General features: G+C 70.4%; 16 protein-coding genes. 4 read left to right on the top strand and 12 right to left on the bottom strand.

Annotation, left to right across the window (positions count from 1 at the left end; translation table 11 throughout):
• Positions 1-87: 87 nt before the first annotated feature.
• The 8 genes from ACIA8R_RS45965 to ACIA8R_RS45930 form a co-directional block, all read right to left on the bottom strand.
• Complete coding sequence (locus ACIA8R_RS45965; protein ID WP_364104034.1) at positions 88-297, bottom strand: helix-turn-helix transcriptional regulator; 210 nt, start codon at positions 295-297, stop codon at positions 88-90.
• Positions 298-499: 202 nt separating this feature from the next.
• Positions 500-1,582, bottom strand: coding sequence for a thiopeptide maturation pyridine synthase (locus tag ACIA8R_RS45960; protein ID WP_364103994.1), 1,083 nt, complete (start codon positions 1,580-1,582; stop codon positions 500-502).
• Positions 1,579-2,544, bottom strand: coding sequence for a lantibiotic dehydratase C-terminal domain-containing protein (locus tag ACIA8R_RS45955; RefSeq protein ID WP_397044160.1), 966 nt, complete (start codon positions 2,542-2,544; stop codon positions 1,579-1,581). Before ACIA8R_RS45955 ends, ACIA8R_RS45960 begins: the two co-directional genes overlap by 4 nt.
• Positions 2,537-5,005, bottom strand: a complete 2,469-nt coding sequence (locus ACIA8R_RS45950; RefSeq protein WP_397044158.1) for a hypothetical protein — start codon at positions 5,003-5,005, stop codon at positions 2,537-2,539. Before ACIA8R_RS45950 ends, ACIA8R_RS45955 begins: the two co-directional genes overlap by 8 nt.
• Before the next feature lie 18 nt (positions 5,006-5,023).
• Positions 5,024-5,182, bottom strand: coding sequence for a hypothetical protein (locus ACIA8R_RS45945; protein ID WP_185845188.1), 159 nt, complete (start codon positions 5,180-5,182; stop codon positions 5,024-5,026).
• Positions 5,183-5,551: 369 nt separating this feature from the next.
• Positions 5,552-6,163, bottom strand: coding sequence for a hypothetical protein (locus tag ACIA8R_RS45940; protein WP_397044156.1), 612 nt, complete (start codon positions 6,161-6,163; stop codon positions 5,552-5,554).
• An 86-nt stretch (positions 6,164-6,249) separates the two neighbouring features.
• On the bottom strand, positions 6,250-7,194 hold the full coding sequence (locus tag ACIA8R_RS45935) for a transposase (protein ID WP_397044243.1): 945 nt from the start codon (positions 7,192-7,194) through the stop codon (positions 6,250-6,252).
• 567 nt (positions 7,195-7,761) lie between these two features.
• A complete protein-coding gene (locus ACIA8R_RS45930; protein WP_364104009.1) occupies positions 7,762-9,084 on the bottom strand; it encodes an NAD(P)/FAD-dependent oxidoreductase in 1,323 nt (440 codons plus the stop codon).
• A 181-nt stretch (positions 9,085-9,265) separates the two neighbouring features.
• Between ACIA8R_RS45930 and ACIA8R_RS45925 the strand changes: the two genes are divergently transcribed.
• Genes ACIA8R_RS45925 through ACIA8R_RS45915 form a run of 3 tightly spaced genes read left to right on the top strand, consistent with a single transcriptional unit; the run spans position 9,266 to position 13,516 of the window.
• A complete protein-coding gene (locus ACIA8R_RS45925; protein WP_364104012.1) occupies positions 9,266-10,093 on the top strand; it encodes an alpha/beta hydrolase in 828 nt (275 codons plus the stop codon).
• Between the two features lie 5 nt (positions 10,094-10,098).
• Positions 10,099-10,731, top strand: coding sequence for a VOC family protein (locus tag ACIA8R_RS45920; protein WP_364104015.1), 633 nt, complete (start codon positions 10,099-10,101; stop codon positions 10,729-10,731).
• 46 nt (positions 10,732-10,777) lie between these two features.
• Entirely contained in the window at positions 10,778-13,516 is a 2,739-nt protein-coding gene (locus ACIA8R_RS45915) for a BREX system ATP-binding domain-containing protein (RefSeq protein ID WP_397044153.1), read from the top strand.
• Between the two features lie 330 nt (positions 13,517-13,846).
• Here the strand turns inward: ACIA8R_RS45915 and ACIA8R_RS45910 are convergent, their stop codons facing one another.
• Both ACIA8R_RS45910 and ACIA8R_RS45905 read right to left on the bottom strand, forming a co-directional pair.
• Positions 13,847-14,869: an aldo/keto reductase gene (locus ACIA8R_RS45910; protein ID WP_397044242.1), complete on the bottom strand. Its 1,023-nt coding sequence runs from the start codon at positions 14,867-14,869 to the stop codon at positions 13,847-13,849.
• A gap of 2 nt (positions 14,870-14,871) precedes the next feature.
• A complete protein-coding gene (locus ACIA8R_RS45905; RefSeq protein ID WP_397044151.1) occupies positions 14,872-15,477 on the bottom strand; it encodes an NADPH-dependent FMN reductase in 606 nt (201 codons plus the stop codon).
• Positions 15,478-15,582: 105 nt separating this feature from the next.
• On the opposite strand from ACIA8R_RS45905, the gene ACIA8R_RS45900 reads away from it, so the two are divergent.
• Positions 15,583-16,215: a TetR/AcrR family transcriptional regulator gene (locus ACIA8R_RS45900; RefSeq protein WP_397044149.1), complete on the top strand. Its 633-nt coding sequence runs from the start codon at positions 15,583-15,585 to the stop codon at positions 16,213-16,215.
• A gap of 228 nt (positions 16,216-16,443) precedes the next feature.
• On the opposite strand, the gene ACIA8R_RS45895 is transcribed toward ACIA8R_RS45900, so the two are convergent.
• Together ACIA8R_RS45895 and ACIA8R_RS45890 are read right to left on the bottom strand one after the other, a co-directional pair.
• Positions 16,444-16,782, bottom strand: a complete 339-nt coding sequence (locus ACIA8R_RS45895; protein ID WP_397044147.1) for a Tn3 family transposase — start codon at positions 16,780-16,782, stop codon at positions 16,444-16,446.
• 251 nt (positions 16,783-17,033) lie between these two features.
• Positions 17,034-20,720 carry a hypothetical protein gene (locus ACIA8R_RS45890; RefSeq protein ID WP_397044145.1) on the bottom strand — a complete coding sequence of 1,229 codons (3,687 nt, stop codon included), beginning with the start codon at positions 20,718-20,720 and terminating at the stop codon, positions 17,034-17,036.
• Positions 20,721-20,860 lie beyond the last annotated feature (140 nt).

The following is a 20,860-nucleotide window of genomic DNA, read 5'->3' as shown; positions in this document are numbered from 1 at the left end:
CGGGCTCGCTCGTCCGGGTCGCTGGGGGCTGATGTCCTCACGATCGCGCGCGGTCGGCTCGCTTCGCGCCCGTGGTGGTCCCTGGCCCTACCCTGGCCGCCCCGAGGCCGATCGGACGGGCGGCTGTCGTACCGTCGCGGGCCCGATGGCCCGCAGCGCTCGCGCCAGTTCCTTGCGCGAGGTGATGGCCAGCTTGATGAACACCTCGCGCAGGTGCCATTCGACCGTGCGGTGGCTCAGGAACACCCGCGCGGCGATCTCCGGATTGGTGTGCCCGTCGCGGGCCGACTGCGCGATCTGCGCTTCCTGCGGGTCAGCTGCACGCCCGGGTCACCGGTTCGCCTGTGCACGGTGTCCCCGGTTTTCCCGGCTGAGTGCTGTCGGACGCCACCCTGTGACCACCGTTCGTCGGCAGCAGGCTCGTCGATCGGCCCGGATCAGGGCGTCGTCGACGGCCGCTGCGCGATGACGTTCGCGAAGTCCTGAGCCGCCGGCGACATCAGGCTCGCGCCCAGGCCGTGGCCTTCTCCACGGGTGAGACGCCGTACTCGGCCTCGACCGCTGCCGCGATCAGGTGGCAGAACAGGTAGCGCTGGAGTGGTGCGAGCCCGAGTCTGGCCAGGTGGCCGTAGAGCATGTTGATGGCCAGCCGGTGACCGAGGAACCAGTCGGAGCCGAGCACCTCGTTCTTGTACCGTCCGGTGGCCAGCAGGATCTCGTGGAAGTCGATGGTGTGGAGCTGGCGCATCTCGGGTTCGGGCGCGGCGGCGTCGAGGTCGATCTTCCTGTCGCGGATGAGGGGTGCGGCCATGGCCTTCCTGCGCTCGACGTAGTCGAGCCATTCACGGACGTGCGGCGGGGTGCGGCCCTCGTCCACCTCGGCCACCCGGCGGCGCACCAGGGCGCGGAGCTGCCGCTCCTGCTCGCGGTACTTGGCCTCGAAGCCGGCGCGCACGCCGTCGCGGTCCACGCAGTAGGAGGCGAAGGCGTCGGCGTGGGAGCGGAAGGACATGTACCCGCGCGAGATCGGCGGCACGCTGGTGTGCGCGAAGGCGATCATCAGGTCGAGGCTGAGCTGGAAGAGTGACAGCTCGCCCCGGCGGATGGCGGCCAGCGTCCCGAACGCCATCCGGGTGCTCTCGGCGTGGTAGGAGTCGAGCAGGTCCCGCAGGGTACGGCTGCCGAGCACGTGCAGGCGGTCCTCGTACGGTTCAGTCTGGAGCGTGTTGTCCGGATGCCACGGCCGCAGCGGTCCGTGGTCGCTCTCCCGGACGGCGAGCGCCCGGTGGGCCTGCTCCAGCGCGGCCTCGTCCAGAACCGCCCGAGAAGGGTGTTCGCGCAGGTAGCGGCCGAGCCGGTCGGTGGCCAGCGGCAGGATGTCCGAGTGCCAGGCGTCGGCGGGGGCCTGGAGGTTGAGTCGCAGGTGCGGCCCGCGCCGCCAATGACGTACGAAGTACGGTCGCCGCACCCGCTCCCCCAGTTCCTCCAGCAGCGGTCGCACGGCGTCGAGGATCAGCCCGTCCTGGTCGGCCTGGTAGTAGCGGACCTGGATGCTGTGCCAGGGGGTCGTGAGGTCGTTCACCGGTGCTCCAGTTCGCGGTAGGTGGTGCCGACGAGGTGACGCAGGTGCGACTCGTGCCCGCCCGACAGGCCGAGCCGGTTGCACAGCAGGTGGACGCAGCGCAGGAGGAGGACCAGCAGGTCGCCGCGCGGCCGGGTGACGCCGGAGGGGACGAAGGTGGATTGTGCGGGTTCCGGATTGAATCGGCCGGTGGCCTGGAGGTCCAGGACACGATGACGAAGGGTGTCGATCGAGCGCCACCAGGCGCCGAGCGGATCGCCGGCGCGGGGGTGTTCCTCGCCGCCGGCGATGCGGTGGCTGCGCAGGAGCTGCGCGGCGAGCGCGGCCCGCTGCCCATCGGAAGGCCCCGGCTGGTCGGACGGTTCTCCAGGGGCGCAGCGGCGGTCGCGGGTGGTGGAAAGCGTACGGGCGAGGCGGGCGGGGTCCGGTTCCCAGGCGGCCAGGGTGAGCATCAGGGCGAAGGCGGCGAACCCGGCCCGGCGTCCGGGCCCGATCTCGCCCTCCAGCAGGGCGAGCGCGATGCGGCTGGAATCGTGGAAGTGCCGCTCGGCGGCCTCGACCGCCTCCGGCCCGCCGTACGTCCCGTACTCGGGGCGGTACGCGATGGCCTCCACGTCGTCGCGGACGCGTACCCGCCGGTCGTAGTGGAGGAGGTGCTCGGCTCTGGCGTACCGTTCGGCCGTGGCGGCGTACCGGCCGGGGTCCCAGGAGGCCGGCGAGGGGTGGGCGGCGAGGTGCCGTTCCAGCGCCGCCGTGGCACGCTCGGCCACCTCCTGCGGGCGGGCGGACGGCAGGAGCCGCAGCCGCAGATGCGGCCCGCCCTCCCAGTAGCGCAGGAAGAAGTAGCCCGTCAGCAGGCCGTTGGCGGCGAGCTCGCGAACCAGCCCGCCGACCGCCTGGACGATCAGCCGGTCGGTGCCGCCCTGATGGAAGGCGTGCAGTGAGATCCACGGCTCAGCCATCGCCCACCTCCACCACGTACTCCGTGACGTGGCCGTCGCCCGGCTCGGGCAGCACCTCCTGGAACGCCGTACAGGTGCCGCTGTCGCCGAGCTGCCGGTCGAAGGCGGCGACCAGGGAGGGGTCGGCCAAGTCCAGGAAGGTCGGTTTCGCCAGCCGTGCCGTACGCATGGGGTCCTGTCCCCACGTGCCCGGGTCCAGGGAGAAGACGAAGCAGCGGGGCGGGATGCCGGACGCGGCGAACCAGCGGGCCAGCGCCAGCAGGTGCTCGGTCTCGGGCTCGCCGGGCCGGCGTCGAGGGACGTCGGTCGTGGCCGCGTACCAGGTGGCGCGGGCCACGACGACCGGGCCCAGCCACACCCTGGACCTGCTCACGACCGCTTCAGGCGGCTGACGTGGCGGCTCGGCGAACAACGCCCAGGTCGGCACCGCGACGTTGGGCTGGTCGCCGAACAGGTGCAGCAGCAGCCGGGCCGTACGCGGCAGGAACGGCGTGGCGATCAGGCCCGTGTGGCGGGGCAGGACGCGGCGGCCGTCGGCGGCGCGTACCAGCTCCAGCTCCCCTGCGGCGGGATCGTGGCGGACGGCCAGCTCGCCCAGCGTGAGGCGCGCGCCGGGCGGCCGGTCGGAGACCGCGCCCGGATAGCTCAGCTCGTGGACGGTCGTGGCCGAGCGCAGGTTGACGTTGTGACCGAACAACCCGGTCATCTCGACCGGAAGCCCGCCGTTCTCGGGTTCGGCGGGATTCGGCTCGTCCGTGAGACCCGCGACCGTCAGGAGCCGGTGGACCCGGCTGCGCGCGGCGCCATGACCGGCTGCCACGCTGTTGAGCACCAGCCGCACGGGCCCGTCCCCCGGCAGAACCTGCACGTAGCACGCCAGCGAGCGCACCGGCCGGGCGCTGCCCGGCCGCCCGGACAGCCAGTCGGCCAGCATCTCCGGCTGCTCGTGCAACACGCTCAGCGTACGGTCGCGGAACCGCCGCAACTCGACCGCCGCGGGCAGTGTGCTCACACTCTCCGCCGCCGCGCCGCCGCGATGGAGCAGACTGTGCAGCGCCTGGCCCTCGGGGGTGGCGAGCTGCGCGGCCAGCGTCCGGTGGAACCGGACGAACGGGACCTGCACCCCGGCGCCGGACGCCCGTACGAAGAGGTCGGCGGCCAGCAGCCGGATCTCGTTGTCGCGCTGGAAGACCCCCAGCAGCTCGCGGAGCAGGTGAAGGTCGTCCAGCGCCGCCCGCCAGGCCCCCTCCCCCAGGCGCACGGCGGGTGCGACGAAGACGGCGTTGTCGCGGAAGAGGTTCTTGTCCGGGAGGCGCGTGCCGGGCGGGGCCAGGCGGCGCAGCGCGGTGCGGGCCTCGTCCTGGAGGGCCAGCTGCCCGGACAGCCCCGCCGCGCCGGGAGCGCGGGCCACCACCCGCGCGAACGCGGTGAGCACGTCGGCGGCGGGACGCGGCGCCAGCCCGCGGGCCAGGTCGGCGAGATGGGCGGCGGACTGATCGGCGACCGGCGCGAACCTCTCCAGCACCTCCAGCTCGATCAGCCGGGCGAGCGTGTCGGGCGGGACGAGCCGCCGCGCCTCGCCGAGCGTGGTCCCGTCGGTCAGCGAGTTCAGGAGCCTACGCAGCGGCGGCGTGGCCCGGACGCTCCGGTAGGCGTCCTCGGTACGGCTGAGGTACCACAGGCGGTCGTCTTCCCCGGTCAGGCTGGCGTTGGGCCTGACCAGGAAGCGGGCCGCGAGGTCGTCGTCGGTCGCGGCAAGGTCGCCGAGCAGCCTGCGCAGCAGCCACAGGTCGGGCTCGGCCGCGACGCGCCAGTTCCCCTCGCCGGTCGCGGTGACCGGTTCCGGCCCGGGATCCCAGCGTCCGAGCCCCATCATGGTGAACGTCGAGTACGGGCTCGTCTTGGCCGCCACCCGCGAGAGGTACCGGCTCAGCCGCAGGTCCAGCCGCCGGGACGGCGTGGGTACGGGCGAGTCGAGCCAGCGCCGCAGCGCCTCGGCCAGCGACGGGCTGGCCTGGACCAGGCCGTGGGTGAAGACGTCGGCCGAGGCCCATTTACGAAGGTTGCGATGCCTGTCCTGGCGTTCCTCCTTCAGGAGTGCGGGCAGCGCGGCCCGCAGCCGCTCGTTCTCTCGCGACGTCTTCAGCCACCGCCGGACCCGCCGGTCCAGCTCGGCCGGAAGCTCGGCCGAGCCGGCGAACGCCGCAGGACGGCGTCCGTTGTACAGCGCCCGGCGGAGGGCGACCAGGCGGGACCTCGCCCGCCCCGAAGGGACGTCCGCGATGCACGGCTCCAGGGCGAGCGCCAGCTCGCGCCCTTCCGCCGCCAGCCCGGCCTGCTCCTTGAGAATCACCTGGACGGTCTGCCAGGTACGGCCGCACCGCAGATCGTCAAGAACGGCCGCGGGCAGGGCGGCGACCCTGACCACCACGATGTCCGGGCGCCGACGCCGGATCGCCATGCGGATTCCGCTGCTCTTCTAGATCAGCCAGCTCTTGCCCGAGGTGCATCCCGACGCACCGATCTCGGTGTTGCCCAGGCCCATGGCCACGGCCTCGACGAGCACCTCGGAGCCGGGAAGCTCCACAGTGGCGACGTCAAGCGCGTCCAGGTCAAGGGCTTCTTCGTGCAGGTCCATGCTGCCTCCGTTTCCGAACGGGCGCCGTTCGCGCCGCGACACTCTGTCAAGAGATCACGGAAAACGGCACTCGTCCACATTTCGGCATATATCGGACGGCCTGGAAATTGCGGATAAATGCCGCCGTAGTCGCCTGCTCAACGATGAAATCGAACGACGCAGCCGGGGCGACGGCGGCCCACTCTGGAACGAGAAACGGCGCAGCCCTGCGCGCAGCCGACGCCTTCCGCGCGGACGCGATCCGCTTCCGAGACTTGGTCACGGCAGAAGCCACCCAAACCAGGGGTGAAGACCCTCTTCGCCCAGGGACTGCAGACGCGGGGGCCACTCGAACTCAACCTGGGCGACCGCCTCGGCGACCTGTGAAGATCAACGCAACGTGAGCCCGCTTCCTCTGTGGACGACCCCGAGAGCACGCTCGACCGTCTCGTCGTTCTCTCCGACCGGCGCGACATAGTCGAGCACAGCACGGGCCGCCGACTCACCGAGTGTGCGGGTGATCACCCACGTGGCAAGGTACTGCGACGCAAGGCACCCACCAGCCGTCGCGATGTTTCCCTGGGCATGGAAGGGCACATCCAGGACCGTGACATTCTCCGCCTCGACGAACGGCCGACTCGTCCGGTCAGTGCAGACCGGCATACCGCCCAGCAACCCCAGGCGCGCCAGCACCAGTGCCCCGGAACACTGCGATCCGATGAGCTGCCTTCCGGGATCGAGCGGCAGCATGGACAGCAGCCGATCGTCGGCGACCACGTCGCGGGTCTTCACCCCGCTCCCGATGAGCACGACCTCGGCCTCGGTCACGAACTCGATCGGCCGCTGCCCGGTCACCGGAACGCCGTTCATCGACGTGACGACGGGCGTCGGCGTGGTGATGAACGCTTCCAGCCCGTCGGCCCGGCACCGGTTGATCAGCGCCGAGGCGATGAAACTGTCCAACTCGTTGAACCCGTCGAAGGTGACCACCGCTACCCGCATGACGACTCCCCGAAATCAGACCCGACAGCTGCGGCCAGGTTGGCGCGCGCCATCCTGACATCATCACCCATCTATGGCCTTTTGCTCTATCGGGGCAGATGTTGGATCGAGCTGGAGTCCTTGAGCCCCGCAGGTGACGACCGCGACTTCGCCGTCCGTGACCACACCGGCTTCGGAACCGCCCCGCTGGGCAGATGGTCCACCTCCAGAAGGATCACGGTGCCCTCGATCGTCGGCAGCCCAGCCGAATCGACCCAGGCCGCACGGCGGGTCAACCGCGGGTGCAGCCGATCCCAAGACCAGGCGGTGGCGCGCCCATACAGGCGGGTTTCAGCTTCGGTGGCCACGTCAGGCTCGTCCCAACTGCCCAGGTCACCGAAGACGAACTCGACCCCATGACGCGGCAGCTGGCCGTTGGTCCCCGGCACCCGCGCTGGGGCCGACCAGCGCAGCACCCGATCCGAACGCATCCTGGCCGGGATCTGGATGGGCAGATCACGCAACAACCATGCCAAGCGCGGTCCGTCATGACCCGCATCGGCCACGATCAGGATGTCGGGGTCACCGCACTGCCAATGCCCGGCAGCCATGAGCCGCTCGAGCACCTCGCGCAGCTGGGCGGCGGTCACTGCGGCCAGATCATCTCCCGGCGCCAGCCGGAGCGCATCCAGCGGTGTCGTCCACGAGCCGTGGCCCGTCTCCAACGCCACCACTAACGAGTACTGCCAGCCCGGGATCATGATGTGCTGGTCCTTACCCCGCCCATAGGTGTGGCACAAGATCCGCTCCGGCGAGGTGTGCGCGTCCGGCCGCAGCCGGCAAGTCACATCCACTGCCAGCACCAACCACCCGTCTGCCGCTCTGGGCAAGGGCACTGTGCTCAACGCCTGACGCAGGCGCCCCACGTCGAGCCGGCCCCGATTCAACGCCGCATACAGCGCCCCATGGCCTCGACGGTACTCACCGACCAGGGACAACTCCACCAGCGAACACACTGGTGCATCACTGCATAACACCGCCTCCCCGTGCATCAACCGGACATAGATAGGCACACTAGTCGTCACGACAGCCCTTGGTCATGAATCTTCTTCCCTCGACAAGGAGAATGATCACCCAAGGGCCGTCTTGTTGAGGAATCTGGCCCGGCCTCACCAGCCACCAAGGTTGCAATCAAGCTAGAACAACATCCCCGACCTTCAAGAGCTCAGCTCAGGACAGCAACCGACTCTCCAGTAGAGGGCCTGACCTCGGCAATGAGTGCTCGTTTGGGCTGGTGACACGTTCGTCAACGACCTCCCGAACCCTCCTGGACGCTGGTCGCCGTCCAGGACAAGGCCAGCTCGCTCAAGCTGGAGCTCTCCATGTACAAGCATGCCAAGTCCACGGGTACGAGACCACCGCCTCTCACGTCCCGATGATCAGTCAGTCATCCTTGGTCACCGCATCATCCAGAACGCCGCCCGCTCTCTCAGCTGATCTCAGATCGCCACGTTCGGCGAGGGAGGCCGGATACGGGCAGGTATTCATGTTGCCTGCGAACGTCCGGCGGAGCTCCGGTCACTCGGCCGACCTGGAGATCCACCGTTCATCGATCTCTCTCACAGCAGGCCGCGCAGCACCGGCTGGAGGGCGCGGTGGAAGGTCGGGTACGCGAAGTGCATCTCCGCCAGCGTCGCGATCGGGACCTGCGCGTGGATCGCGGTAACGAGGGCGGATAACACCTCGCCACCCATGCTGCCGACGACGGTCCCGCCGATCAGCACACCCCGCTCCACGTCGGCCACGAGTTTGATCGGGCCGCTCTCGCCGGCGATCCAGCCGCGCGTGCCCAGGTCGCCGGTCGCCGTCCTGACGTCGACGCCGCGTTCGCGGGCCGCTGCCTCGGTGAGGCCGACGGAGCCGACCTCGGGCGCGGTGAAGGTGACACGGCCGACGGCCCGGTAGTCGGCCCAAGGGCCGTCGGCACCGGTCAAGTCGCGGATGACGAGGTCGGCCTGGTACATCGACATGTGCGTGAAGGCGCCCTTGCCGGTGATGTCGCCGATGGCCCAGACGCCGTCGGCGACGCGCATCCGCTCGTCGGGGTCCAGGACGCGGGCCTGCGGGTCCAGCCCGACGTGCTCCAGGCCGAGATCGCTCAGGTTGTTGCGTCGGCCAGCGGCGACCAGCAGGCGTTCCGCGATGACCACGTCATCGTCGAGGTGGATGCTGAAGCGGTCGCCGTCGTGCTCGACGCGTTCGGCTCGCGCCGACGTACGCACGGTGATGCGGTCGGCGGCGAAGGCCGCCGCGACCACGGCGGACGCCTCGGGCTCCTCCACGGCGAGCAGCCGATCGGAGGCCTCGATCACCGTCACCTCGACTCCGAAGGCGGCCAGGGCCTGGGCGAGTTCGCTGCCGATCGCGCCGCCGCCGAGAATGGCCAGGGAGGCGGGCAGTTCGGTGAGCCGGACGACGTCCCTGTTGGTCCAGTACGGGGTGCCGGCCAGGCCCGGGATCGGCGGCGCGGACGGCGATGTGCCGGTGTTGAGCACGATGCCGCGCCGGGCCGTGTAGGACGTCGTCGACCCGTCGGCCGCGGTGACGGTGACCGTACGGGGCCCGGTGATACGGCCACGGCCGCGCGCGAAGACGGCCCCGGCGGCGACCAGCCGGTCGACGGCGATCTGGTCGTTCCAGTCGTCGGTGGCCTCGTCGCGGATGCGGTCGGCGACCGGTCTCCAGTCGGGGTGGACGCTCGCCGTCTTGGCGTGCCGGGCCGTGCGGAGCTTGTCGGCCGCGGCGATCATCATCTTGCTGGGAACGCACCCGAAGTACGGGCATTCGCCACCCACTAAGCGCTCGTCCACGCCGACGACCGACAGGCCGGCCTTGGCCAGGCTCCCGGCCACGTGCTCGCCGCCGGGGCCCAAGCCGATCACTACGACATCGCACTCCATGACCTTGTCCCTTTCCTGTGGGTCTGTCTTGTCCTATGACCATGCAGTACCTCCCCGTCGCGTCGCACCCGTGTTCGCCCCTGGGCCGTAGGCCAGGGCTCGTCCCTGGTGCGACGGGAGCGCCGCCCGGACCAAGCTGAGGGCGTTCATGAAGGAGGAAGACATGATCACCACCAAGACCATCACCGTGGACGGGCTCACCGTCCGCTACGCCGAGACTGAGCCGGGCGGTCCCCACGCGCTGCTCCTCAGCCCATGGCCTGAGAGCCTGTACGCCTTCGAGCCGATGTGGGAGGAACTGGCGGGCGGCGTCCACCTGGTTGCCGTCGACCTGCCCGGGTTCGGCCGTTCGCAGGGTCGCCCGGACGTCCTCACCCCACGCGCCACCGGCGCCTTCATGCTCCGGCTCATGGACGCCCTCGGGCTCGACCAGACTCACGTCGTCGGGCCGGACGTGGGCACCAGCGCCTCGCTGTTCGCGGCGGCCAGCCGGCCCGAGCGCTTCCACAGCCTCGTCATCGGCGGCGGAGCCGCCTCCGCAAGCCTGGAGATCGGCGAACCGCTCGCCGCCTGGGTCCGTGACCCCGACCTGACCTGGTACGAGCGCAACGCCCCCGAGATCATGCGAATGACCCTGGACAACATCTACCCGGCCACGCCGCTGCCCGAGCACGTGCGCGAGGACTACACCGCCTCCTACGCCGGGCTCCGCTTCGCCGAATCGATGCAGTACGTCCGCACCTACCCGACCGAGCTCGACGCCCTCGAACCGCTGCTCCCGGCCATCCGCACCCCGGTCCGGATCATCGCCCCCGCGAAGGACCTGGTCGTCCCGCGCGCCCACGGCGAGTTCCTCGCCACCCGGCTGCCCAACAGCACGCTCGACGTCGTCGACGCCGGGCACTTCGCCTGGGAGGAAGCCCCGAAGGCCTACGCCTCCCTCGTCCTGGACTGGTGGGACCGCCACCAGCCCACGGAAACCGGAAGGTGAACATTATGAAGCGGACGGACCTCAAGGTCGAAGCCGTCGTCATCCCCGTATCCGACGTCGACCGTTCCAAGAAGTTCTACCAGGACCTGGGCTGGCGGCTGGACGCCGACTTCGCCTTCGACAACGGCTTCCGCGTCGTCCAGGTCACCCCGCCGGGATCGCCCGCCTCCATCCAGTTCGGCACTCTGATCACCGGCCAGAAGCCCGGCACCGCCGAAGGCGTCTACCTGGTCGTCTCCGACATCGCCGCCGCCCGCGAACAGCTCGTGGCCCTCGGCGCCGACGTCAGCGAGGTCTTCCACCCGGACGCGCCCGGCGCCCAGTTCGGCCAGGTCCCCGGCGGCCAGGCCGACGGACCGGCGCCAGAGCAGGCCAGCTACGGCTCCTTCGCGACCTTCCACGATCTGGACGGCAACGCCTACCTGATCCAGGAAGTCACCACCCGCCTGCCCGGACGGATGGAGGGCGACGCCACCACCTACACGACGGAGCATGACCTGGCCGGCGCGCTCGGGAGGGCCGCGACCGCACACGGCGAGCATGAGGCGCGCAACGGCGGCGCCTTCGACGAGAACTGGCCGGACTGGTACGCGGCCTACCTCGTCGCCGAGCAGCACGGCGGCCCGCTGCCTCGATGAGGACAGGCCCATGCCAGCCGGGCGAAATGATCCCTAGACTCGGGGTGTGGCAGCAGCGCCGATCCTTCACGGACGCCGAACCGAACGCGAACAGCTGGATCAGGCGCTGCGCCGGGTCAGACAGGGCCAGAGCGCCGCGCTGGTCCTGCGCGGCGAGGCGGGCACGGGCAAGACCACGCTGCTGCACCACCTCGAAAGCCAGGCCGACCACTGCAGGATCGTCCGGCTCACCGGCGTCGAGTCCGAGCTTGAGCTGCCATTCGCCGCACTCCACCAGCTCTGCGCCCCGATGCTCGCCGCCTCCTCCACCCTTCCGGAGCCGCAGCGGCAGGCGCTGAAGGTGACCTTCGGATACGCGGCCGGAGCAGTCCCCGACCGGATGGTTCTCGGTCTCGCGGTGCTGGGGCTGCTCGCCGAGGCGGCCACCGAGCAGCCGCTCGTCTGCCTCGTCGACGACGCCCAGTGGCTCGACGCCGCCTCCAGGCAGGTGCTCGGCTTCGTCGCCAGGCGACTGCTCGGCGAGGCGGTGCTTCTGGTCTTCGCCGTCAGAGAGCCGAACCAGGACACGCTGCTGGCCGGGCTGCCTTCCATGACCGTGGACGGCCTGGCTGAAGCCGACGCGCGTGAGCTACTGGCCGCGGCCACCCCTGGACGGCTGGACAGCCGCGTGCTCGACCGCATCGTGGCCGAGACCCGCGGCAACCCCCTGGCCCTGCTGGAACTGTCCCGCAGCGGCCGGGCAGAACTCCTCGGCGGCTTCGCCCTCCCGGCCACCGGCGCCGACGCCCTCCAGGACCGCTACGAGCGCCGCATCCATGCGCTGCCGGAACCGGCCCGCCTCCTGCTCCTGCTCGCCGCCGCCGACCCGACCGGCGACGCCACCCTGCTCTGGCGCGTCGCCCACGAACTCGGCCTCGGACCACACGCGGTGGCCCCGGCGCAGGAGGCTCAGCTCGTCGAGATCGGAAGCGGCGTCCTGTTCCGGCACCCGCTGATCCGCTCGGCCGCCTACGCCGCCGGCACCGCAGGGGAACGACGGGCCGCGCACCAGGCGCTCGCCGCCGCCCTGGACCGTGAGACCGACCGGCAGCGACGGCTGTGGCACTTGGCGGCGGCGGCTGAAGCCCCCGACGACCCGCTCGCCACCGACCTCGCCGAAGCCGCGCAGGACGCCCGCACTCGCGGCGGGATGGCTGCCGCAGCTGCCCTGCTGCGCTGCGCGGCAGAACTCACCACCGACCCCTGGCTCCAGGTCGAGCGCACGCTGGCCGCCGCACAGGCCAGCCTTGACGCGGGAGCCTTCTCCGCCGCGCTCGGCCTGCTCGCCCGAGCCGAAGGCCTGCCCGCCGACGACCTGCAAAGCGCCAGGATCGACCTGATCCGCGGCCGCACCGACCGAGCCGCCCATTCCGGCAGGCAAGCGCCCGCCGTACTGCTTCGGGCCGCCAGGCGGCTCGAACCCCTGGACGCCCGGCTCGCTCGGCGCACCTACCTCGACGCGTGGAGCGCGGCCCTCGTCGCGGGTGGCCTCGCCCACCCCGGCAGCGACCTGGCCGCCGTCTGCGCCGCCGCCCGCCAGGCGCCGCCTGGAGCCGAGAGCGCGGCCGATCACTTGCTGGACGGCCTGGCGGCCCTCATCACCGACGGGCCTTCGGCGAGTCGTCCGCCGTTGCGCGAAGCCGTCATGGGTTTCCTCGACCACGACGTACCGGCCACCCTGTGGCTGGACTGCGGCGTGCTGGTCGCCAACGCGGCCCTGACGCTCTGGGACTACGAGCGCTGGGAGGCGGCCAACGCCCGGCACATCGAACTCGCCCGCGCCGACGGCGCGCTCGCGCCGCTCGCCAACGCGCTCAACGTACGGCGGGTCATCGCGCTGTGGCGCGGCGACCTGCGGCAGGCCCGGGAGCTGGGCTTGGAGGAGTCGACCGTCAAGCACGTCACCGGCACGCGCCGGGCTTCCTACGGTGAGTTGTTCCTGCTCGCCTACCAGGGGCACGCGGACCAGGCACTGCCGCTCATCGTGGAGGCGGCCAGAGAGGCCACCGAACGCGGTGAAGGGCTCGGTCTCTACTTCACCGACCGGGCCACCGCTCTGCTGCACCTGGGACTCGGGCACTACGCCGAGGCGATGGCCGCCGCCGTACGAGCCGCGAGCGGCAACCTCGGCCCCTTCACCGCCCAAGCCCTTCCCGACCTGGTCGAAGCCGCCGCGCGCAGCGGCGAGGCCGCGCTCGCGCACACCGCGCTCGCCCGCCTCACGGCCTTCACGGAGAACGCCGACCAGAACTGGGCGCGTGGCCTGGAGGTCCGTTCACGAGCCCTCGTCAGCCACACAGACGAGGCCGACCGGTACTACGCCGAGGCCGTCGAACGGCTCAGCCGTACCCGGCTCTCCTTCGAGCTGGCCAGGACACAGCTGCTGTACGGCGAGTGGCTGCGCCGCGAGCGCCGCCGCATCGACGCCCGCCACCACCTGAAGCCGGCGTTCGAGGCGTTCGTCGACATGCGCGCCGACGGCTTCGCCGAACGCGCCCGCCACGAACTCCTGGCCACCGGCGAGAAGGTCCGCAAACGCACCGCCGACACCGTGGACGACCTGACACCGCAGGAGGAGCACATCGCCCGCCTCGCCCAGGACGGCCATACGAACGCGGAGATCGGCGCCGAGCTCTATCTCAGCGCCCGCACCGTCGAGTGGCACCTGCGCAAGGTTTTCGCCAAACTGGGCGTCACCTCCCGCAAGGAGCTTCGCGACACCCCGATCCACCCGCCCAGACGCTGACACAGTGACCAGCTCAGAGCCGCACCCCAACCGCTCGGAGGAACTGGGTGTGGAGGCCGGCACAGACTCTATGTTCGGCGGTCTCGCACCCCTGGACGGCCCAGATCCGCGGCCAGTGTGCGGCGGACCCGGCGCAGTCCATCCGGCGAGCTGGAGGTCAGGCAACTGCGCCTGACCTCCGCATGCGCTTGCCAAGCAGGAGTCGGCGACCTGGACGACCTCGCGCCAACCCGGCCGGACCGGCACGCAGACTTTCCAGAAGATCGTCACATTGCGCTCCAGGACGGCCCGGACGCCGATGGGCGGCGGCCGCGGGCCCGCGTTCTTCGCTCATGGCAGGGGTCTTCCATCGAGCCTGGCCGAGGCCTCGCCGAACACCGCCTGGTCGGTCTGGGCGAGGAAGTCGCCGGGAAAGCCGAGGGTGAAGTCGGTGGCCGCCTCCAGGCGTCGTACGGCGTGGTCGGGCAGGGTGAGGTCCAGGGCGCCGAGGGTGTCTTGGAGTTGCGCTGCGCTTCTGGCGCCCAGGATCGGGTGCACGGCGGCTGATCGCGCCCGGGTCCAGGCGATGGCCACCTGCGCGGAGGTGGCGCCGATCTCGTCTGCGACCTCCCGCACCGCCTGGGCGACGGCGTGCTCGCGGGCTCCGAGGGAGCGCGGGCTGACCCGGGTGCTGGCTTGTGGCCCGCCGGCGAAGGTGAACTTGCCCGACAGGACGCCGTGGGCAAGCGGTCCCCAGGCGGCGACCGTCAGGTCGAGCGTCTGGGCCATGGGCAGCAGTTCTCGTTCGATGTCCCGGTTGAGCAGGCTGTAAGGAGCCTGCAGGGCCGCGAACGGGGTCCAGCCGCGCCACTCGGCCAGGGTGTTGGCCTGCGCGATAACCCAGGCAGGCGCGTCGGACATGCCGATATGGAGGATCTTCCCGGCGCGGACGGTGTCGTCCAGCGCCCGCATGGTCTCCTGGATCGGGGTGTGCCGGTCCCACAGATGGACCCAGTACAGGTCGAGATAGTCGGTACGCAGCCGGCGCAGGCTGGCTTCCAGGGACAGGGTGAGGTTCTTGCGGTGACTGCCCGCGGCGTTGGGATCACTGCCGTCGCGTGAGACGGTGTACTTGCTGGCCAGGACGAACCGGTCGCGGCGGCCGGTCAGCAGTTCGCCGAGGATGGTCTCGCTGCGCCCGCCCGAGTAGAAGTTCGCGGTGTCGATGAGGTTGCCGCCGACCTCGCCGTACAGGTCCAGGATGCGGCGGGCCTCCTGGGGCGAGGCGCCGAGCTCTTCCTCGCCGAAGGTCATCGCGCCGAGGAAGACCTCCGAGACCCGCAGTCCGGTACGGCCAAGCAGCCGGTATCGCATGCTCATGCGCCCACCGCCTTTTCCTGGCGCAGCGGCTGCAGCGCTCGGGACCAGGCGATGACCTCGTCGAGCAACTCGTTCAGGGTCGGCTCCTGGTGCAGGCCGGGGGCGATGGTGCCGGGCTCGGCCGGATCGGTGATCTCGAAATCGGTGAAGGCCGACAGCGCGACCTGGGTGCGCACGTTGGCGACCTGGAGTTCGGTCATGATCTGCCGCAGATGTTCCACGGCGCGCACGCCGCCGTGGACGCCGTGGCTGACGAACCCGGCGGCCTTGTTGTTCCACTCGGCGAACAGGAAGTCGATGGCGTTCTTCAGCGCGGCCGGGGCCGAGTGGTTGTACTCGGGGGTGACGAACACGAACCCGTCGAAGGAGGCGATGGTCTCGGCCCACCGGTTGGTGTGCGGATGGTGGTAGTCGCCGAACAGGGCGGCCAGCGGCTCATCCAGTATCGACAGGCCGTATTCGACCAGGTCGACGACCTCGAAGGCGACCTCTCCCGAGGTGACGGCGGGGTGCCGGGCGGCGACATCGGCGACCCAGCGGGCCGCTACGGCGGTCCGGCGGCGCGGACGGGTGCTGCCGATGACAATGGCGATCTTGATCATGCGTGGTTCTCCTCACAAGGTGCCGCCTGGGTGGGGCGTGAGGTAAAGTACAACGTGCATGGCAAAAAGTAAAACGATCAATGCAAAACTGTCGGAGGACCCCAGATGACCACGGACGACAGCACGACACCCCGCCCTCGCCGAGGGCCGACCGGCAAGCGGCAGGCGATCCTGGACGGAGCCCTGACGGTTTTCGCCCGCGACGGCTACACCCGTTCCAGCGTGGACGCGATCTCGTCCGAAGCGGGGGTGTCGACCCGGACCATTTACAACCACTTCACCGACAAAGCCGAGCTGTTCGGCGTCGTGATTCAGGAAAGCGCCAAACAGGCCGCCGACATCCAGATCGCGATCATCGACCGCCACCTGCGCAAGGTCACCGACGTGGAGAGCGACCTCATCGAGTTCGGGCGGGACTGGGTGACACCGAGGCCCGACAGCGCCGCCCATTTCTCCCTGGTCAGACAGATCAACGCCGAAGCGGACCACATCCCTCAGGAAGCCATCGACACCTGGCAGGAGACCGGACCCCGGCGGGTCCGCCGCGAACTGGCCGCCCACCTGCGGCAGTTGGCGAACCAAGGGATGCTCCGCATCGACGACCCCGACCGCGCGGCGCTACACCTGCTCCTGCTGATCTCAGCCGGGTTGCCGGCGCCGCACACCACCCTGTCCGCCGAGAAGATCACCGAGACGATCACCGCGGGCGTCCATGCCTTCCTGCACGGTCACCTGTAACACAGCAGCACGCCCGGACACGAGTGACACCTGACGCAGATGGCGCGAAGACAGTGTGCAGCCGCTGACGCGAGCTGAAGAGGGCCCCTTGAGCAGAACTCCGAGCTGGGATCGGGGTCCTCTGGCTGCCGACCTCAGACTCCACGTCCCAAGGCTTGGCATGTACTTCGCTGATTTCACTAATGCTCAACCGAGCGCTCCCGGCACTGGGCATCAGCGCCCTCTAGATCAAGCAGCCAGCTCGACGTCGGTGAAGTCGACCTCTTTGAGCAAGGGGTCGAACGGGTCTGGCCGATGGCGCAGCTCGTCGGTGGCGTACGCGCCGAAGCGGCTGATATGGGCTCGCAGGTAGGGGGCGATCTGGCCGAGCCGGTCGGCGATGATCCGCCAGCCCTCGGCCACCATCTGCCGCACGACGTCGGAGATGTCCAGGGCGTTGTGGAAGACGACCAAGTTGGCCAGCAGCGTGTTGAACTTGATCAGTTTCTCCTGCTCTTCGGGGTCGTTGTCGGCCAGCATCTCGGCCAAGTCGTCGCGGGTGAGGCCGGCGCGCAGGAAGTGCCCCAACAGCCCCCCTGGTGGGCTAGATCAGATCCGTCAACCGCGCCGAACGTCCGGCCCGAACTGAGCAGGGCCTGACGTTCGCGTCCATGCGAGATTCACCGCGCTGCCTGGTAGATCACAGGACCGCAGCCGTAGTGAATCTCTGCAGCCTGGGTTTGGACGGATCACTATCTCAGACCGCTCTGAACGCGATCACGCCGCTTTGGCCTGGTCTTCTCTACTCCAGAAGCACCAGTTTCGCCCCTCGCAGAGCGCTATCTCAGCGTTCGTCGCGCAATTCCGGGAGGGGTGGCGTTGTCGCCGCAGGTGGACTGGAAGGGGTAGCCCGGAAAGTAGGTGGCCCAGTTCTCCGGCGTGAGGCCTTGGCCTGCTCGTCGGCAGATGGTGGCCGCTGCGGCCGCCGAAGTGAGGTCGAATCGCTGGTAAGGGATGCGCCCGGCCGATACGTACAGGGCGTTGTCGCGCAGGGTCATGGCCAAGACCATGCTGCCGGGAGTCATGACGGGTGCTCCGATGGGTTGCCGGGTATCGGTGTCCCACAGCTGAATCGCGCCGTTGGTCATCCCGACGGCGAGCACCCGCGCATCCGGGGAGAAGGCGAGGGCGCTCACTTCCGCGGCCGAGGCCGTGGAAGTGAGCGTGCCGAGGTAGCGTTGCACTTTGCCGTCCCACAGCGCGGTCTGCCCGCTCCCCTTGCCGACGGCGAGGTAGCGTCCGTCCGGGCTGAAGGCCAGCGCGTTGGCCACACCGATTCCGCCCGCGCGGCGGACTGGCACTCCCGTCGGGGTGAGATCGGCGACGTGCCCCTTCGAACTGACCAGCAGACGCTCGGTGGGATCGACGGCGAGGCGGCCGCCGATGACAGGCACGGTCGCGGCAATGCGGCCCTTGGCCGGATCCCAGACGGTGGTCATTTGGGCCCGGAGGACATCGCCGGTGGATGTGGTGACCAGCAGGCCGGGGCCCGCGAAGGCGAGGCCACCTCCTCCCAATCTCAGGGGAGGCGAGGTCGCGCTGACGCGCCGGCTGTCAAGGTCCCACATCCATGCCCTGCGCAGCGGGGCTTGAAGCATGTTGCTGTAGGCCAGGACCCGGCCGTCGCGTCGGAAGGCGGCGATCGCCCAGCATCCGGACGTGCCTGTGATGGTTGCCGAGCAGCGCAGTGGCGGCGGGCCGGGTAGGCGCTGCCCGCTGGTGCCGTCGCGTACCTCCACGCGGTTGTCGTACATGGTGGCAAGGCGGCGGCCGTCGGGGCTGAAGGTCGCGCCGATGGCCAGGCCGCCTCCCCAGTCGCTGTCGAAGACGGCGTTGAGTCGGAGAGTGCGGACGGTGTTCAGTGTCGAGAAGATGGAACTGTTGAGCGTCCCGGCCAGGTAGCGGATTCGGCCGGCGGCCGGGTCGATCCTCAGGTCGAACGCGAGTTCCTCGCCTAGCGGCTGCCGGAACAGGGGCGCATCGGTCTGACTCAACCGCCATACCAGGAGCTCATCGAGGCTGGCCGTAGCCAGGAAGGAGCCGTCCTGGCTGAACCCGACCTCATACACCCCCGGCGTGGCGAGGGCAGTGGCCTCCTTGCCGTCGGGCAGGTGCCACTGCCGGACCCGGCCGTCTTCGGCCAGTAGCAGGCGTTGTCCGTCCGGAGCAAGGAACAGTCGCCCTTCCTGACACTGGCGGGCCGAGAGTGTCGGTGCCCAAGATGTCGCCGTGCTCTCGCGGCCGTTGTCCAGGTTCCACAGCTGGATCGGTGCGCCGGGCACGCACAGCGCCATGATCTTGCCGTTCGCGCTGATCGTGGCGTCGGGAGCGCCGGATTCGAGGACCTCCCGCCCTTGGGCGCGCGCCATGGCCACCGGGCGGACATCTCCCCGTTCGTGCGGCCCAGACTTCTTTCGGGGAGTGCTCACCTGCAGCGTCTCCTGCCGGGTGGCAAGGTCCCACAGGCGGACGCGGTAGCGGGCGCCGTCCGCACGGTAGGTGATGACGTGATCTCCGCTCCGGGTGACCTCGACGCCCTGATCGGCGGCGTCCAACGGCGAGGGTTCTTGACGACCAGTGGTCATGTCCCACAGCGTCACGTTCCGCTTGTTTGATCGGCCATGCCGCAGAGGGAGCCAGCGGGCATCGCCCATACCCATCGCGGCGTCGGGCAGGCGCTCGGCGAGACCGGGAGCGGTGGAGATCGTCCGGTGGCTGTCCACATCCCAGCGCGTGACGCCGGAGGCGCCCGCACTGACGAGCGTGCGGCCGTCGGTGCTGAGCCAGCGCAGGGTGGCCAGGTCGGGGTCGGGGTCGGTGAAGGTGTCCTGCTGGGCCTGCCGGCTCGCGGTCAGCAACGCGCCGCGGGTCTCTGGTAGGTCGGCCAGGTGCCAGGCGGCCAGGCTGAGCTGCATGGCCAGGCGCGGGTCGGACTGGCGCAGGCTCTCGGCGGTGCCGATCATCTGGCGGGCATACGCCTCGCGCTGCCGCCTGCTGCTGACGGTGTTCTGCTGCCAGGCCAGCGACGCCGCCACCAGCGCGAGCGTTGCCACGACCGACAGGACCAAGGTACGCAGGCGGCTTCGGCGGCGTGCGCCGTGGTGGGCGGCTGAGCTGGCCTGCAGAAAGGTCCGCTCCTCGGGGGTGAGCGTGTCGAGGTGCTGGGTGAGGTGTTCGCGGGCGGTGGCCAGTTGCAGCCCGCGGTAGAGGGTTCCGGGGTCGCGGGCGTGGTCGTTCCAGGCGGTGGCCGCTTCGGTCAGGCGGCGGTGGACGCGCAGACGTTCGCGGTCTTCTTCCACCCAGGCGCGCAGGCGGGGCCAGGCGGTCAGCAGCGCCTCGTGGGCCAGGTCGGCGGTGTCGTCGTCCAGGGTGATCAGGCGCGCGGCGGCCAGTCGTTCGAGCAGGACGGGACCGGGGTCGTGCGGGTCGCCGGTGAGCAGTTCGGCGCGCCGTACCGGGCGGCGGGTGTCCAGCGCGCCCACCTCACCCGGCGTGACCAGGCGCAGCAGCAGCTCGCGCAACCGCGACCGCTCGACGGCGGCGAGGTCGGCGTAGAGGTTCTCGGCAGTGTGGGCGACGGCGCCGTGGATGCCGCCGGTGGCCTCGTAGTCGGCCAGGGTGAGCGCCTTGCCGTGGTGGCGGCGCCAGGTCTCCAGCAGGGCGTGCGACATCAGCGGCAGCCCGCCGGGCTCGCCCGCCACCTCCTCGATGACGGTGGCGGTCAGTTCACGCTGGACGATCAGCCCGGCGGCCGCCGCCGGTCTGGTGATCGCCTCACGCAGCTCCGCTCGGCTCATCGGGCCGACCGGGACCGTGGAGTCCCGGACGGCTTCCATCAATGCGGGATGGCGCGCGCAGTGGTCGAAGAAGTCCGCGCGGACGGCCAGGACCACCCGGCTGCCCCGATCTCCGGTGCCGGCGTTGACCAGGGCGTCGATGAAGGCACGCTGTTCGTCCGGGTCCTGGCACAGCGTGAACGTCTCCTCGAACTGGTCGACCACGATCACCCTCCCCGCGGCCGCCTCCGGCAGCGCCGCCCGCGGATGGGAGCCCGGTGTCACCACCCGCACCGTGCGCGGCCGCAGCTTCGGCACCAGCCCGGCGCGCAGCAGCGAGGACTTGCCGCAGCCTGACGGGCCCACCACCACGACCAGACGATGTGCCTCCACCAGCTCGGCCACCCGCTCGACCAGCGCGGTCCGGCCGAAGAAGTACGCCTGATCGGCGGTCTCGAACCTGGCCAGCCCCCGATACGGCGCCCTGGCCGCATCCCCGCCCGAGCCGGTGGCCACACGGACGGCGGCAAGGGCCTCCTCCCACCGGGTCCGCCACTGCTCGACGTCCCCGCCGCACGCCTGCACATAGGCCAGCGTGACCGGCAGGGTCGGCAACCGGTCTCCCGCGGCGGCCTGCGCCAGCGTGGCGGCCGAACACGGCACCCGCGCGGCCATCGCGCGATACGACAACCCGCCTGCCTCATGCCGGAGCTTGCGCAACTCCACTGCGAAGGCGGCTACCGGACCGTCCGCCGGATCGACCGGCCGTTCACGACGTCCCACACGATCCCCCATATCCCCGAATACGGGCAAACCAGCACAACGTACCC

Origin of the sequence: Nonomuraea sp. NPDC051191 (assembly GCF_044455665.1) — a bacterium.
GTDB lineage: Bacteria > Actinomycetota > Actinomycetes > Streptosporangiales > Streptosporangiaceae > Nonomuraea.
This window is presented reverse-complemented; position numbering and strand designations above follow the sequence as displayed.